This window comes from Okeania sp. SIO2F5, from assembly GCF_010692685.1.
In the GTDB taxonomy this organism is placed as follows: Bacteria; Cyanobacteriota; Cyanobacteriia; order Cyanobacteriales; family Microcoleaceae; genus Okeania; species Okeania hirsuta.
Map to the genome: position 1 here is coordinate 1 of NZ_JAAHGU010000160.1, position 15,484 is coordinate 15,484.

The 15,484-nt window shown below is 35.5% G+C and carries 14 protein-coding genes and 1 pseudogene; 8 read left to right on the top strand and 7 right to left on the bottom strand.

Going from position 1 to position 15,484, the window contains the following annotated elements; all coding sequences use genetic code 11:
* Positions 1-444: 444 nt before the first annotated feature.
* Both F6K27_RS28800 and F6K27_RS28805 read right to left on the bottom strand, forming a co-directional pair.
* Positions 445-645 (bottom strand): hypothetical protein, encoded by a 201-nt coding sequence (locus F6K27_RS28800; protein WP_287278441.1) that lies wholly within the window; start codon positions 643-645, stop codon positions 445-447.
* A gap of 768 nt (positions 646-1,413) precedes the next feature.
* Complete coding sequence (locus F6K27_RS28805) at positions 1,414-2,328, bottom strand: 2OG-Fe(II) oxygenase (protein ID WP_287278442.1); 915 nt, start codon at positions 2,326-2,328, stop codon at positions 1,414-1,416.
* A 144-nt stretch (positions 2,329-2,472) separates the two neighbouring features.
* On the opposite strand from F6K27_RS28805, the gene F6K27_RS28810 reads away from it, so the two are divergent.
* Complete coding sequence (locus tag F6K27_RS28810; protein ID WP_287278443.1) at positions 2,473-3,396, top strand: nucleoside hydrolase; 924 nt, start codon at positions 2,473-2,475, stop codon at positions 3,394-3,396.
* 939 nt (positions 3,397-4,335) lie between these two features.
* Positions 4,336-5,418, top strand: a complete 1,083-nt coding sequence (locus tag F6K27_RS28815) for an ATP-dependent 6-phosphofructokinase (RefSeq protein WP_124144112.1) — start codon at positions 4,336-4,338, stop codon at positions 5,416-5,418.
* 193 nt (positions 5,419-5,611) lie between these two features.
* Here F6K27_RS28815 and F6K27_RS28820 read toward each other — a convergent pair whose 3' ends face one another.
* Entirely contained in the window at positions 5,612-6,505 is an 894-nt protein-coding gene (locus F6K27_RS28820) for a prohibitin family protein (RefSeq protein ID WP_287278444.1), read from the bottom strand.
* 654 nt (positions 6,506-7,159) lie between these two features.
* On the opposite strand from F6K27_RS28820, the gene F6K27_RS28825 reads away from it, so the two are divergent.
* Together F6K27_RS28825 and F6K27_RS28830 are read left to right on the top strand one after the other, a co-directional pair.
* Complete coding sequence (locus tag F6K27_RS28825) at positions 7,160-7,381, top strand: element excision factor XisH family protein (protein WP_124144111.1); 222 nt, start codon at positions 7,160-7,162, stop codon at positions 7,379-7,381.
* A gap of 86 nt (positions 7,382-7,467) precedes the next feature.
* The gene (locus tag F6K27_RS28830; RefSeq protein ID WP_287278451.1) at positions 7,468-8,283 is read left to right on the top strand and encodes a transposase; all 816 of its coding nucleotides are present in this window, start codon (positions 7,468-7,470) and stop codon (positions 8,281-8,283) included.
* Positions 8,284-8,680: 397 nt separating this feature from the next.
* On the opposite strand, the gene fabG is transcribed toward F6K27_RS28830, so the two are convergent.
* On the bottom strand, positions 8,681-9,448 hold the full coding sequence (gene fabG / locus F6K27_RS28835; protein ID WP_124144109.1) for a 3-oxoacyl-[acyl-carrier-protein] reductase: 768 nt from the start codon (positions 9,446-9,448) through the stop codon (positions 8,681-8,683).
* A 229-nt stretch (positions 9,449-9,677) separates the two neighbouring features.
* Between fabG and trxA the strand changes: the two genes are divergently transcribed.
* Together trxA and F6K27_RS28845 are read left to right on the top strand one after the other, a co-directional pair.
* Positions 9,678-9,995, top strand: a complete 318-nt coding sequence (trxA, locus tag F6K27_RS28840) for a thioredoxin (RefSeq protein WP_287242174.1) — start codon at positions 9,678-9,680, stop codon at positions 9,993-9,995.
* Between the two features lie 512 nt (positions 9,996-10,507).
* On the top strand, positions 10,508-11,935 hold the full coding sequence (locus F6K27_RS28845; RefSeq protein WP_287278445.1) for a proton extrusion protein PcxA: 1,428 nt from the start codon (positions 10,508-10,510) through the stop codon (positions 11,933-11,935).
* A gap of 51 nt (positions 11,936-11,986) precedes the next feature.
* Here the strand turns inward: F6K27_RS28845 and F6K27_RS28850 are convergent, their stop codons facing one another.
* The 3 genes from F6K27_RS28850 to F6K27_RS34115 all read right to left on the bottom strand — a co-directional run bounded on the left by F6K27_RS28850 (position 11,987) and on the right by F6K27_RS34115 (position 14,738).
* Positions 11,987-12,973: an NAD(P)-dependent oxidoreductase gene (locus F6K27_RS28850; protein ID WP_287278446.1), complete on the bottom strand. Its 987-nt coding sequence runs from the start codon at positions 12,971-12,973 to the stop codon at positions 11,987-11,989.
* A gap of 272 nt (positions 12,974-13,245) precedes the next feature.
* Positions 13,246-13,821: a hormogonium polysaccharide biosynthesis acetyltransferase HpsU gene (gene hpsU, locus F6K27_RS28855; RefSeq protein ID WP_124144105.1), complete on the bottom strand. Its 576-nt coding sequence runs from the start codon at positions 13,819-13,821 to the stop codon at positions 13,246-13,248.
* 644 nt (positions 13,822-14,465) lie between these two features.
* Entirely contained in the window at positions 14,466-14,738 is a 273-nt protein-coding gene (locus F6K27_RS34115; protein WP_353736086.1) for a type ISP restriction/modification enzyme, read from the bottom strand.
* 107 nt (positions 14,739-14,845) lie between these two features.
* Here F6K27_RS34115 and F6K27_RS28860 point away from each other — a divergent pair.
* Both F6K27_RS28860 and F6K27_RS34120 read left to right on the top strand, forming a co-directional pair.
* Positions 14,846-15,130: pseudogene (locus F6K27_RS28860) on the top strand (transposase); the annotation flags it as partial.
* A gap of 8 nt (positions 15,131-15,138) precedes the next feature.
* Positions 15,139-15,399, top strand: a complete 261-nt coding sequence (locus F6K27_RS34120; RefSeq protein ID WP_375340869.1) for a transposase — start codon at positions 15,139-15,141, stop codon at positions 15,397-15,399.
* The last annotated feature ends 85 nt before the right edge of the window (positions 15,400-15,484 follow it).

The following is a 15,484-nucleotide window of genomic DNA, read 5'->3' on the forward strand; positions in this document are numbered from 1 at the left end:
TATCATTTTCTTTGTGGGTTTAATACCCCACCGTCAACGGGGGTGTTCACGCATTACTTGGGGGAGCGAATCCCCATGTAATTTTCCTCCTGTCTCCTGTCTCCTGTCTCCTGTCTCCTTCTTCAAATTACTCCGAAGTCAGGGGATTTGATATGACACACCATAGTTGGCAGAAGCTTCTTCAATTAGTGCGCGACGCTCCCGCGAACGCTCTGGCAAGAGTTCCATTCCAGCCTAGAGCGTAGTTTAATGAGTGCTTCGGGAGGGTATTTGCTTGCGACTCACGTCTTTCCTTTGACCTGCGCAATGTAGTGGTAAAGCCTGGGCTTGTTTTTGATTATGTGATTCATCCATTTGAAAAGCGCTGTAAAATTTACTTTATAAATCAGCTCTTAATAAATATCTAAATCCTCAAATTTAACTTGATGAAATTATCTGCTAAATTTAGCCACGGGTTGTTCCTTCTTTATAGCGAACAGGAGGGTCTTCATCAGAAGAACTCACAAAGTGATGAAAAACTTCTTCACCTAATTCATCAGAATATCGTTCTACCAGATTATTGTTAATTTCTATAGTAGGCAATCCCATTGTTACTACTACAATTAATGTCAATATAGATAGTATTAAATCGTTTTTATTGTACATAACAATCACCCCTCAATCACAAAAATGAAACTTTAAATTCAGGTTTAGTAGAAGCAAAAAATTATTAAGAGGTAGATCTATAATTCATTGCAAATAGATGTCTATGACAAAAATAATCAGAATAATTTTTTATTTAATTATCAATGTCGTTGTATAAATTATTCTCCAGTTAAGAAATACGGTTTTACGCAATATATATTATTTTTTTTCTTTACGGAATGAGAAATATTCAAGCTGTATGTAATTCTTATATAAAAGTTGTAGAATGGGTGAGATACAAAACTCTAGGGAGTAGGCAACAGTAAAAAAAACTGTACCTAAGGCTTCTTCAGAAACGCTATATAGTAATTATCAAATTGGTGAGATACAAAACTCTAGAAAGTAATAAGTAGAAAAAATACTGTATATCATTAATATGATAAAAGTTATAGCAATTAGCATATCCTGTATCAGTACATCACTTTTTTTGGAGTTGTTAATATTATGGTAGGCTTTTTTTATAGTCTCTAGATAGTTGGCAAAACTGAAAAAAAAATATTCCCCCTTATTGATACAGAGGGAATATTGCATGATGACTGAGTAGACAAAAAAATTGTTTGTACAGCAAAGAACTAGTTGTTTACGACATTAGGGTATAGAGTGATGATCAATCAAATAGGGGGAAATGTTTTTCCTATTGTTCCCTCACAGAAGTCCGCTACCAGATGCGTCTGTCGCCGACACTGGGTCGCACCGCTATTCCCTGCTTTACTTCAGTAAAATAACTATTTATGCTACTAATCTTCTAATCCAACCATTAACTGTAAACCGACTATGTTCAAATGCTTTTGATGGACAAACTACAGGCATTACCTCATGTCTGCAACGACTATTAAAAAAGATAATGGAATTATTCGCAGGCGTAATAGTTTGAAAATTCTCATGAGTTATTACTCCACCAGCTTTTAATTCAGTATCATAAATTCTTAGCTCACCTCCAGAAAAAGCTTTGGGTTCTTGATAAAAATAATACACATAAGTAATTTCTCTACTTGCTGTTTTTTCGCTACCCGCATCATTATGAATTTTGTAATAACATCCATCATTATGTGCTGTTAGTTGCGCTTCAATTTCTGATATCTCGAAAGGACGAAAATTTAGTTGAGCTAATACTTCTGGCAAGGTTTGTAAAATTTTGCTCTGAATAAGTCCTGCTAATTCGGGAAAGTATTGTGAAAATAGTACATAAGACTGCCGATATCGATCTGCTTTAGTGGTAGTGGTTGATTCAATATATTGGTCGCGTTTTTGAATGGCAATTTCTATAGCTTTTTGATTTTCTTCGGGAGATAAAAAGTTTTGAAGTTCTACATGAACAGCAGGTAAAAATGTAGATTTTACTTGTGCTATTTTAGCTGGATAAGGAGAAATATTTCTTGTTAAATTATCTGTATTTAATTGGTTTATTTGTTGTTGAGCATCAGATATTAATGTACTTGGCGATCGAGGGTTGGTTTGAGACAAAATACCTGTCATTTCTAGAATTTTAAGGGCTACTGTTGCTCGTTCTTGTGCCGGAAGTTGTTGATTTTTGAGAATTTCTTCTAAAGTATCAATTGACTGAAGCAGTAATTTATTTACTCTTTCTACTGGCACAATATTGTTGTTGGTATTATTATTCCTTGCTGATGATTCTGTGTACATAATTCAATTCAATTATTTACTCAAGTTTGATGACGTTTTCTGTTAATAGTTTACCTCATTGGTTTAGATAAAATCTCAATGAACATTCCTAAACTTATCTGAATATCACATATAATTCTAATTGAAATCTAATCTTTAATGTTGATGTCCAAAAAACTTGTACTGATGGATCATGATGGTGCTGTAGATGATTTTCTCTCCACTGTTTTACTAATGACCATGGAAAATGTTCAATCTTTAGGAGTAATTGTCACCCCTGCTGATTGTTATATTGAACCTGCAATTAATGCTACTCGAAAAATTTTAGATTTAATGGGATGTTCTGATGTTCCAGTGGCAGAAAGCACAGTGCGTGGTGTTAATCCTTTTCCAGTTTTATTTAGAAGAGATTCTTTTGCTGTAGACCATTTTCCGATTTTAAATGAGAAGGAAACTATTGATACTATTTTAGTTTCAGAACCTGGTCAAAATTTTATGGTACGAGTTTTAAAATCAGCACCAGCACCTGTAACATTAATGGTAACTGGTCCTTTAACAACTGTTGCTGTAGCTTTAGATATTGCTCCAGAAATTGAGTCAAAAATTCAAGAAATTGTGTGGATGGGTGGTGCTTTAAATGTACCGGGAAATGTGAGTAAAGATATGGAACCAGGTCAAGATATGTCCGCAGAATGGAATGCTTATTGGGACCCATTTGCTATTGAAAGGGTTTGGCAAACTCAAATTCCAATAGTACTTTGTTCGTTAGATATTACTAATAATGTACCCCTAACTTCTGAATTTTCTCGTAAATTAGGCAAGCAAAGAAAATATCCGATCTCTGATTTTGCCGGACAATGTTATGCTTTGGCAATTTCTCAGGATTATTATTTTTGGGATATTTTAGCAACTGTTTATTTAGCACATCCAGAATTTTATCAACTAAAAGAATGGGAAACTACAGTTATTACAAAAGGAGTGAGTCAAGGTCGCATAAAAGTAGAAACTGGTGGGCGGAAAATTATGGCAATGGAACGAGTGGATACAGAGAGTTTTTATCGTTATATTCTCCAACAATGGGCGCGGTAAAAATTTAAATTTGAAACAGGAAAGATCGAAGTTGGAAACAGGAAAAAAGTGAATGGCAATACTAATATAAGCCACTCCACATCTACAAACCTCAACCAATTTTAGATACCGGATAAACTAGAGGATATTAAATCTATAAAGAATAAAGGGCATTGGTGAAGCGCGTGTATGATATTAATTTTAATTATTTAGGAGTAAACCCACTCCCAGGATGGGAGTCAGTCCTCAGGAGTCAGGAGGAAAGAAATAAGAAAGAGTAGTAGAGGGAGAAAGTTTTTTATTTTCGCTCTTATCCCGACAAGATATCATGCCTCAAATCACCAACACCGAATAAAGATAAATTAATTTATGAATTAATTATATTTTCTATAGTATTAAATTAATTTGATCGGTTCTTTATTTGAAAACAAAAAATTGCTCACTTCTCTACTACCGAGCGCAAATGGTCAAATTTTAACTTTAGCTGGTGAATTAATTTAACTTGTTTGATAACTCCATCAAAAAACCGCTAGTCCTACTCCGGTAATGGTAGATGAGGATAAACAACGGTGCTTCATGGGAGTAATATCATGTCCGTTGGTATCGTTTGTGTAAAAGTTAGCGTGGATATCTACAGGAAATTTAAGTTTTTTTCTTGCTCAATTGCCTTCCTGTTTGTTGCCTGTTGCCTACCTTTGCTATACAATACCGATGCTACCGGACATGATATAAGATACAAGCAAGGGAGCAAGATGCTCCCACTGCTTTTGTCCTTGAAAAAATAATTACAATAGACCACCATTACAATGCACCACCACCAAAAAACCTTTTATCATCCAACTGAAAAATCCTATAAATATAAATACTGACAATTGACTGGTAAAATCCGATAGACAGCTTCAACTTCAGAGTAGAAACTGTTACAAATTTATGTTCTTTATTGTAGAGAAAATCATAATTATGGTAGAACACAAACGTATTGGCATCCTTACCAGTGGAGGAGATTGTGCAGGCTTAAATCCAGCAATTCGGGCGGTAGTATATCGCGCAATTGGAACTTATAATTGGGAAGTTTTTGGCATTCAGCAAGCTACCCTGGGATTGATGGAACGTCCACCAAAAGCAATCAAACTTGAAATTGAAAAAATCGACCCCTTACTCACAGCAGGTGGTACAATTTTAGGAACTACTAATAAGGGCGATCCATTTGGATTTCCGATGCCAGATGGAACTGTGCGCGATCGCTCTGAGGAAATTATTGAAGGGTATCGTTTATTAGAGCTTGATGCTTTAATTGGTATCGGGGGTGATGGTAGTCTAACTATTCTCCGTAAACTTGCTCAACAGGGAAATTTGAATCTAGTGGGTATTCCCAAAACTATTGATAATGATGTCAACTGTACTGAATTGTCTATCGGTTTTAATACTGCTGTCAAAATTGCCACAGAAGCACTAGACCGCTTACATTTTACTGCTGCTAGTCATAGTCGAGTTATGATTCTGGAAGTAATGGGGCGAGATGCGGGACATATTGCTCTCAATGCTGGTATTGCAGGTGGTGCAGATGTAATATTGATTCCCGAAATTCCTTACCAAATAGAGCGAATATGTGACTACATCCGCAAACGCCAAGATTTAGGCAAAAATTACTCTTTGGTAATTGTCGCAGAAGCAGTGCGTACTGAAACAGGAGAAGCAGTCACAACTAATGATTCTTTGGGTCAATCTAGATTTGGTGGTATTGGGCAATATCTAGCTGATAAACTTGCTGCTTGTAGTAGTGCAGAAACTCGCGTCACCGTCTTAGGTCATATTCAACGTGGTGGCATACCTTCCCCGACAGACCGATTAATTGCTTCAGCTTTTGGGGTAGCAGCAGTTGACCTCATTGCTGAAGAAAAATATGACCATGTAGTAACTTGGCAAAATCGACAGGCGATCGCTGTGCCAATTGCAGATGCGATTTCTAAGTACAGAGCGGTAGATCCTAATGATACTTTAGTTAAAACTGCTCGGAGTATAGGTATTTGTTTGGGAGATTAATGTTAAAAGTTGGGTGGGAAAGTCTTTTCCTACCCGATGGATATTAATTTCAGGCGTTGGTGAATCAAGCTATGAATTAAGATATTATTAAAGGTAAATCAAGAGAGAGCTTGACACACTCATGACAATGACTCTAGTTTTACGCCTAATTCCGAGCGCGTACAATAAACCCATTTTGGCACAGTCTCGTCTTTTATCTCTTGTCACTATCCACTAGCTTGTTCATATCGAGCAGAAGAGTATCTTCATTTCCACTCATCACCAAAGGAAGCTTACCATCCCATGATTCTAGGAACAGTTTTTGAATGACTAATTCAGAACCCTGTGCTTTCAAGCTTTCCGCTTCTAGACGATTGGCCTCAGCTTTTCCCTTAGCACGATTAATCATTGCTTGCGCTTCTTGCTCGGCCTCTTGAGCAATATATTTGGCTTTTTGAGCTTTCTGTTCCGCGATTTGTTTTTCCTCAACTGACTTAGAAAACTCTGGAGAAAAATCCACATCAACTAAGGCAGTGGCAACTACCCTAATACCAAATTTCTGGAGACGCTCAATTATGGAACCATTAAAAGTCTCCATCAACTCTTCTCGTTTAGTCACAGATTCCTCAGCTTTCAATTTAGCTGAAGCAATTTTAAAGGCTTCCTGCGCTTGAGGTTCAACGTACTTCTCTTTAACATTATCAAGGGTTCCTACATCACGCAGGATATTTACTAGCTCACTGGGTTGTACTTGATAATTTACCACAACCTCGGCGGTGATATCTTGTAAATCCTTAGAGGCTGCAGTCAAGCCATTAATCTGGTGTTTTTGCACCCGAATGTCGTACTTGTTAACCTTAGATACAAAAGGAAGTATGATATGAAGTCCTTCACCCATAGGCTCTCCCTCACGGACAGAACCGAGTACCTGCAAAACTCCGGCTTCACCAGGTTGAAGAATTAAGAACGTACTGCGGAGCATCACTATACCAAATAATCCCAGTAAAGCAGCGATACCAATTTTTATCGGATTTTCAACGTTGAGCATAGACTTAGAAGTATTTAATGTTCTAGGAGGAGGAAATTTTTGTCTTGGTGGTTTATTCATAAAGTAAAATATTTTCAGTGATTACATTTTGAAGAAATTTCATTCGACTGTTTTTGGACTTTTCAATCTCCATTAAATTATTCTCCATTATTAGTAATACAAATTCCGCACGTCGATTTATCGTATAAAGAATGGTGATTTGCAAAGTATTTTAACCTCATCCATTTTTCAACCTGGAGTTTGGGACTAAACTCTAGTATTATAGTTTCAATTGATAAGTTCTATATAACTCTATTTCCAGTTTTAAGGAGGATATGCAGTTATATTAGGCGTAAAACTAGAGTAATTGTTATGAGTGTGCCAAGCTCTCTGCAATCACAAACTAGATAACGAATTTACACCATTTCAGCTTTCACTATTTATTAAAAATAGTTGATCAAAGGTATAGCATAATTTTCTAGGCAAGGACTTAGAAGTCTTACCATAAAAGGATTATAAAATTAGTTGACAGGCTCATTAGCATATTTTCCCAGGATTTTAGTAATAATTTGATGATAATTATTTATGGTATCCATGAACAAATAACCTCCTGTTTAGCATCAAAAGTTATTAAACTCAGTCGTTGATTTTTAAATAATATTTGACCGATAGGTAAAACCTCAAATTCAGATATAATAATAGTATCAAATAATTGTCAAGTATTAATATATAATTATGCCAGCTCAAGATATATTCCATGATGCTGTCAAAAACGCCTTAATTAAAGAAGGCTGGACTATTACCGACGACCCTCTATACATAGAATTTGCTGGAGTTGATATGTATGTCGATCTGGGTTCTGAAAAGCTTTTTGGTGCTGAATCTGAACTACAAAAACTCTTTATTACTCAAGCTAAAAAACAGAAAATAGAGAATGGTTTTCAGAAGTGTCTGTAGTGCCATTACAACAATCATTAAATGACTTAAACCAGGCTTACCAAAACTTTTTTAATTGAACTAAGGGTAAAAGAAAAGGTAAAGCAATTAAACTTCCCAGATTCAAAAAACGCAGGTCAAAACAAACTGCCAGGTTTACCTTAAGAGGATTTCAACTACATGAAGACAAAGTATACTTAGCCAAAATAGGTTGTTTCAAAGTAGTGTGGTCAAGACCCTTACCAGGAGAACCATCATCAGTAACAGTAATCAAAGATTCAGCCCATAGATACTTTCTGAGTTTTGTAGTAGAAATTCAACCACAAAAACTACCAGAATCCAGCAAATCAGTAGGCATAGATTTAGGCATTTCTACATTATTCAGCAATGGTAAAAAAGTAGATGCACCAAAACCATTAAAAAAACGAATTAAAAAGTATAGAAAATTAAGTAAATCATTATCAAAAAAAAGTAATGGTTCTAAACGATATGAAAAAGCCAGACTCAGGGTAGCTAAATTTTCCTTCGGAATGCTGCGCAAACATAGTAAATTAAAAGATACTAGAACAGATTTCCTGCATAAATTATTCACAGAAATAATTCGTGAAAACCAAACAATTATTCTGGAAGATTTAAACGTTTCAGGTATGATGAAAAATCGGAAATTGTCCAGAGCTATTAGTGATTTAGGCTGGAGACAATTTCGTACATTATTAGTAGGACATACCTCTATTCCCTGTTCTCTCACAGGAGTGCGCATTCTCTCTGTTACTTGGCATTCTCATGGGGAGGAAACTATTCCCTACGGGACGCTTGCGCGTTTTCCTACCGAGTACTGCGCAAACATCTTGCGGAGCAAAACGCCGGGTTCCGAGCACTTGTGTCTGTCGCCGAGGTGGGGTCGCACCGCTGTTCCATTATAGAACCCATTTGGGTTCTATTTAAAAATATAGGGGGAGTGTGGGTAGATGGTGAATCTGGAGGCAAATTTACACCTTTTCCCCTTATTCTATTTCTCGAACTCCTGAGTTCTGACTCCTGACTCCTGTGCTAAAAACCCGTACCGCTTGCAAAGATATCAAATGGCTTCTATATGAAATTGGGGCGTTGGTGATTTGAGGTATGATATCATGTCCGGATGAGAGGGCGTTCAAAAAACTTTCTCCTTATACTCATAGTCCTGTTTCTTCTTCTTTCTTCCCTCCTGACTCAGTTCTCATGAGTACCCCTCCTGGGAGGGGGAGGGGCGAGGGGTGGGTTGAGTCCTAAGTAATTAAGATTAATATCATACACGCTATTCAGCAACGCCGAAAATTGGTATTAAGCCATCACCATTCCCCCATCCACATTAAATACTTGACCTGTAATATAATTAGCAGCACTATCAGCAGCTAAAAATTTAATCATACCCGCTACTTCTTCTGGTGTACCATAACGACCGAGAGGAATAAATTTGATAATTTCCTCAGAATTTTTCAAGTCCTTAGTCATATCAGTCGTTATAAACCCAGGGGCAACAGCATTTGCTGTAATGCCACGATTAGCAAGTTCTTTTGCTACACTTTTAGTAAAGCCAATAACCCCTGCTTTAGCTGCACTATAATTAGCTTGACCAGGATTACCCATTTGCCCAGTTACAGAAGCAATATTAATAATACGACCACTCTTTTGTTTGAGCATAATTTTGCTAACGGCGCGGGTACAGAGAAAAACCCCCGTCAAATTTAGGTCTATTACTGACTGCCAGTCATTGGGTTTCATCCGCAAAAGCAAAGTATCGCGAGTAATACCAGCATTATTTACCAAAATATCAATGCGACTCCATTTTTCCATCACTTCTTTGACGAGGGTATCAACCTCTTCAGCTTTAGAAACATCTGCTTGAAGTGCCATCCCATTGCCACCCGCAGCAACTATTTCTGCCACTACTTCCACAGCCGCTCCACTAGAGTTAGCATAGTTAACAACTACATTTGCCCCTTCCATTGCTAATGCTAAAGCTGCTGCTCGACCAATTCCTCTAGATGCACCTGTGATTATTGCTACTTGTCCCTTCAAACGCTGTAATGTTTCGGGTAATGCCTCCATAATGAAATCCTTTGCTATATGATTTAAACTAATTTATCAAAATAATTGGGTTTAAAACCCCGCCTTGATTGGCGAAATGTTTTTGGAGGGTTGCTCAAATCCCCGTTACAAAAACAACTTCTGACTTCTGACTTCTGACTTCTGACTTCTAACTTCATTGACTTAGGGGATTATGGCTTGTTGAGTTAAGCTAATAGATAGAATAGATAAGTATATATATTTTCTCAAGATGGCAGTTAAAAAGCAGTTTGATAGTTTTGATGAATTACTTGCTAGTTCAAAAATACCTGTTCTAGTGGATTTTTATGCAACTTGGTGTGGCCCTTGTCAAATGATGGCCCCTATTCTGGAACAGGTCAATCAAAAGATGAAAGATCGACTGCGGATAGTTAAAATTGATACAGATAAATATCCTCAGTTGGCATCAAAGTATGGCATTCAAGCTTTGCCGACTTTGGTTTTGTTTAAAAATGGTCAGCCAGTAGAACAGATAGAAGGGGTTATACAAGCACAACAGTTAGTTGAACGCTTAGAGAATATTGTCTAAATTTAATTAGGGCTAGCTGATTAATTATCAAAGTATTGATACATAAAGGTTTGAGTATTTTTAGGCTCGAATTGCAGTAGGCCTGTTTCAGTTGAAAACGCTCAAAAAGCTAGTATTTTGGGCTGACTATGGCAGAAAAATCCCAAATTGACAATTCTTACTCCTACCTCCTCGCTCCCATACCCGTTCCTCCTGTCTCCTGTCTCCTGTCTCCTGTCTCCTACCCCTACTAAAAGACTTTTGAGCGCAAATCCTAATTAAATATTTTTGAAGAAATAGACATAATTATGATTTGGCTGAATATCATATTTATGCTCACATTAAAAGCAAAAATATGCTAATATACCAGCTAAGTTGATAATAGTAAAAAGATATTATTTTTAAGTGGAAATTGCTTGTTATCAAATATACAAATGTTCATTACTCGCTCTTTAAACTACTAACTTGAGATTATCAGTTCTAAATGTAATAAATAGTGGCGAGCTGATTGAACTTATCAGAAAATAATCAATATGGCTATTTACTCCTGGAAGCAATTTAAACTCTCTGTTCTGAGTGCTAATGAGTGGTTCCGAGAAACTCCTGAAAGAGCTTTGGATATGGCTTATGATGCCGCCCTCAATATTAAGGCGATTGAAGAGCAACATTTTGAAGGTCAAAATATTTCTTTAACATCAGCTAGTTATGGTGATAGTGTTAAGTCTTATTTTAATTCTGCATTGAAGCGATATTTAAAAGTTATTGAAACTAGATTAGCTGAGTTTAATGCAAGTATTTCAGTTGTAGGTATTTTTGAGAAAAATCAGTTTGGCGATAGCGAGGATAAACTCAATAAATATTATCGGCAAGAATTTCAGGATCGACCATCAATTATTTTGGAAAAATTAGAGTTTATTGATGAAGTAGCTAGTCGATATCGTAAACAAACAAAATCTCCAATTCAAAAATCTAATTCAATTGTAGAAGTGCCTGATACTTCATCTTCTTTAGCTATAATATCTAGTCAAAATAATATTAATAGTTCTACTAATAATATATCATCTAATTCTGCTATAAATACTACAGAAACACTAAAAAGAGATCAACCTGAAACTAGCTTTTTACCCCGTTCATTATTAAGTACTTTCAAAAGAATCAAGAAAGAGTTAGACCCAGAAGCTGAAGAAGATGTAATTAAGAAATTTAGAAAATCTAAAGTTAAGACTATTACTTCGGTTAGATTTATTTTACTATTGATTTTAGTGCCTCTACTAATTCACCAGTTATCAAAAATAACTTTTGTGGGTTACTTAGTCGATAATTTTATGCCAATCTCTAGTCAACAAGAAGAGATTTTTATTAACCGCGACTTGGAAGAAGAAGCTTTGATGGAATTGCGCAAATATGAGGAAGAACTTCATTTTCAAATTTATTTAGGCCATACTCCTGAATTATTTCCAGAATTATATGAAGCTGGAAAAGAAGTTTCAGAAATACCTAAGCTTCAAAGAGAAGAATTGATTGAGCATAAAGTAGAAGAAAAAGCTCAAGAAATAGCTTCGGAATATAAAAATAGAAGTAATAATGCTATTAAAAATATTTTTTGTGACCTGATATCTTTGATTTCTTTTGTTGGCATTATTTCTGCTAATAGAAGAGATGTTGAGATTTTAAAGTCTTTTATGGATGATGTAATATATGGTCTTAGTGATAGTGCTAAGGCATTTATTCTGATTTTGTTAACAGATATGTTTGTAGGGTTTCACTCCCCTCATGGTTGGGAAGTGATTTTGGAAAATGTTGCTAGACATTTTGGAGTAGCAGAAAGTAGAGATTTTAATTTCTTGTTTATTGCAACTTTTCCGGTGATTTTAGATGCTGTTTTTAAGTATTGGATATTCCGTTACTTGAACCGTAGTTCGCCTTCTGCAGTGGCAACTTACAAGAATATGAATGAGTAATATCAATTATCAAAAAATTCCTGAATTGTTAATATTAATATAGTTTTAATCTTAGCTAAGTTTATATAGATTAAGCACTTCCTGAGGAGCATTTTTAATCCAATCAACCATTTTTTTAACTCCCTCTTCAATATTTACTTGATGTTCATATTGTATTATTTCCTTGGCTCGCTCATAAATACCCCAGCTTTTAGTCAGTTCACCAGGCCTTAATGGGAGTATTTTGGTTTGAGGTATAATTCCAGTTACATTTTCAATAATACTTAGCAACTCAGCAAAATTTGTTCCCTTGCCACTACCAATATTATAAAAGAATGCTCCTTGTTTTTCAGATTGCGCAGCTAATACATAAGCCCTTGCAATGTCACTTACACTAACATAATCTCTGACTTGATTTGAAGGTTCACCAAAAATAGAAATTTCTTGATTTTTTAACACATAAAGTGTATATAGAAGAACCTCATCAAGTGTTACCGGACTTTCCCAGGGACCATAAATGTTGAACATCCTCAAACAATGTGCTGTATATCCATAGGTTCTTGCACCTGCCAATACCTCTATTTCGCCTTGAAACTTAGTTTTTGCATAGGGAGATGCTGGTTCTGGGTATATATTTTCTGTTATTGGCAGTTTGTCTTCTGTTACTGCACCATAAACTGCTGCTGAGGAAGCATAAAGTATTTTAGGAACACTAGCTGCTACACAAGCATTAACAATATTTTTTGTACCTAGCGCATTGAGACTAAAATCATCATTCATGTACTTGACACTCCAGGGAGTATCAATATTTGCTGCTAGATGAATCACTAAATCAGCCCCTCTAAAAGCTCTTGGCCAATCTCCTCCCAAGTCCCGAATATCATTTTCGATTAGTTCAACTAATTCTAATTCTTTTTTGTTTCTGAGTCCGGTACGCATATTGTCAATCACAACAATATTATCGGCTATGGGCTGAAACTGAACAATTATTTCTCTACCAACAAAACCAGCTCCCCCCACAATAACTACTTTTGAAAATCTTTTATTGAATTCTAGCACTATAATACTCCTCAGATCGGTTATTTTCTGAACGAAAAACAATATAACATTAAAACATAATATTCTCTATTGAGTCAATTTTTACTTGATTTATATCCTTATTAATATGATTAATAATTTAATGTCTTATACCAATTCACTTTCAGGATGTCACAAATAGTTTCGCTCCTTATAAATGTCAAATAATTGCCTGAAATTATTGTACAGTCAAAGTTTTTAGTCTATCAAATCTAACTTTCTTACTTCTGAGTTCTGACTTCGGTGAAACGGTATTACATCTTAATCTGTCTTGGGTAACGAGGTTGACAAGGAGTTCCTAAACAAACCTGACCTGATGGCATATCTTTAAACACACTACTCCTAGCACCAATAACAGCATTAGCACCAATATTAACCCCTGGAGCAATAAAACAATCTGTAGCAACCCATGCACCATTACCAATAGTAATACTTGCTGTTTGTAAACCAAATGTGGGGTCTTCCATATCATGACTACCCGTACAGAGGTAACTTTTCTGAGAGATAACGCAATGTTGACCTATTTTTATATGGTCAAGACTGTATAAAACTACGTCGTCTCCAATCCAACTATAATCGCCGATCGCTATTTTCCAAGGGTAGGTAAATCTGGCAGTGGGGCGAATTAAAACTCCTTGACCAATTTTGGCTCCAAAGAGATTTAATATTAGTCGTCTCAGACCATATAGAGGTTGGGGAGTTAGTGGGAAAGTAATTGCTTGTATGAACCACCACAACAGTACAAACCAACCCGGTTTACCTCGGTCATACCAAGATTGGTCATATTTGCGAAGATCGACCCAAGATTCTGTTTGTTGGTTATTTATCATTGAAAGTTAATTTTTTTTAGGCTTGACTCTAATTTAATAATTTTATACCATTTAGATATATAAACTAGGTAAATAGTGATTTTTATAGACTTAGAGTAAAATTTACATAAATTTCCTATAATACCTTGATTAGCATATTAGCATATAATAGTTAATTTTCAAAGGTTTATTCAATTTATTTTGACTGTGGAATAGATTAATAAATTGAGTCATAAAAAGAGCAAACCTCCAGAATAATTTGATCTATTTCTGTGATTATTTTTCTGGTTTGTCTGGTGAAAAAATAATTTTTGCCGACTCATCGGTTATGGGATAAATAAATAGTTACTAGGGAAAATTGAGAGAATTTTGATAAATTTTTCTACCACAACTATATATAGATAAATTAATTTTTTATCTTCGGTTTGACTATGTGACTATTCGAGGGAAAGCTCGGAATAATTTGATCTATTTCTGTGATTAATTTTCTGGTTTGTCTGGTGGGAACAATAATTTTTGCCGACTCATCGGTTGTGGGATAGACAAATCATAATTTTGGGGAAGAAGAGAGAATTTGGCAAAATTTTTCTACCTTATATCTAGGTAGATGGAATGAAAACTATATATAGATAAATGAATTTTTTATCCTCAATTTGACTGTCTGACTATCTGAGGTGAAAGTTCGGAATAATTTGATCTATTTTTGTCATTAATTTTCTGGTTTCTCTCAGGGCAAAAATAATTTTTTGATACTGATTAATCTCTTCATCCGATAATTCCCGGTTAGCTTTTTTTCTATCTTTAAGCCATTTATCTAAAACTTGGTAGCTACCGATTTTAAATTCCCATATTTTTTGACTGACCCCTGTGAAATAACAATTTTTGTTAATCCATATTTTTTCATTTGTCAGGTCATACTTAGGGCTTGGTGAATAAATTTAAAAAACTTACACAGTCAGCGATTAAAGGTATTTTGAATTAGAAATTGTACCCAATTTTGAGCTAAAATATACTCTTATTCCAGGTATCTATAACTGCACACACCATGTACAGACAAGTAGGCCAAGGCGACACTGCACCAGAAAATTTGGAACTGCCGTTCAATGGCCAACTATCTCCAGAAAATCGTTGGGTAGTGATGGCTAGTCTAATTCCTTGGCAAAAATATGAAGATGTATATGCTAGCTTATTCTCTGAGGAAAGAGGAGCACCTGCCTGATCTTTTAGAATCGCCTTAGGGGCGTTAATTATTAAAGAAAAATTGGGTATAAGCCACAGGGAAACAGTAGAACAAATCAAGGAAAATCCATATTTACAATACTTTATTGGTCAAAAAATATTGATAAAGAACAGAAGAAACAAGCTCACTTGGATGAAAGATTGCGGAACCATATTGAGGGTAAATTCGGGCAAGCAAAAAGAGGATTTAGTCTGGGGAAAGTGATGGCTAAACTTCCTGAAACTTCTATGACTGCGATCGCAATGACCTTTTTAGTAATCAACCTTTCTACCCTCGCCGGAAGAGGCATTTTCTCTTTTTTTGTAGTTTTTTGGAGAAAAAACTGTTTTTGCGGTGTATTTTATAATTTAAAGTTATAGCTGAATAAATGATGATAATAATAAGTTATAATCAGCTTTCTTTGAATCACAAATCAACCGTTTTCAGACTTTTGAGCGCAAACCC

Excerpts from the sequence above, each read along its gene's own strand:
- F6K27_RS28800 (WP_287278441.1), bottom strand. The coding sequence starts at position 645 with ATGTACAATAAAAACGATTTAATACTATCTATATTGACATTAATTGTA.
- F6K27_RS28805 (WP_287278442.1), bottom strand. The coding sequence starts at position 2,328 with ATGTACACAGAATCATCAGCAAGGAATAATAATACCAACAACAATATT.
- F6K27_RS28810 (WP_287278443.1), top strand. The coding sequence starts at position 2,473 with ATGTCCAAAAAACTTGTACTGATGGATCATGATGGTGCTGTAGATGAT.
- F6K27_RS28815 (WP_124144112.1), top strand. The coding sequence starts at position 4,336 with ATGGTAGAACACAAACGTATTGGCATCCTTACCAGTGGAGGAGATTGT.
- F6K27_RS28820 (WP_287278444.1), bottom strand. The coding sequence starts at position 6,505 with ATGAATAAACCACCAAGACAAAAATTTCCTCCTCCTAGAACATTAAAT.
- F6K27_RS28825 (WP_124144111.1), top strand. The coding sequence starts at position 7,160 with ATGCCAGCTCAAGATATATTCCATGATGCTGTCAAAAACGCCTTAATT.
- fabG (WP_124144109.1), bottom strand. The coding sequence starts at position 9,448 with ATGGAGGCATTACCCGAAACATTACAGCGTTTGAAGGGACAAGTAGCA.
- trxA (WP_287242174.1), top strand. The coding sequence starts at position 9,678 with ATGGCAGTTAAAAAGCAGTTTGATAGTTTTGATGAATTACTTGCTAGT.
- F6K27_RS28845 (WP_287278445.1), top strand. The coding sequence starts at position 10,508 with ATGGCTATTTACTCCTGGAAGCAATTTAAACTCTCTGTTCTGAGTGCT.
- hpsU (WP_124144105.1), bottom strand. The coding sequence starts at position 13,821 with ATGATAAATAACCAACAAACAGAATCTTGGGTCGATCTTCGCAAATAT.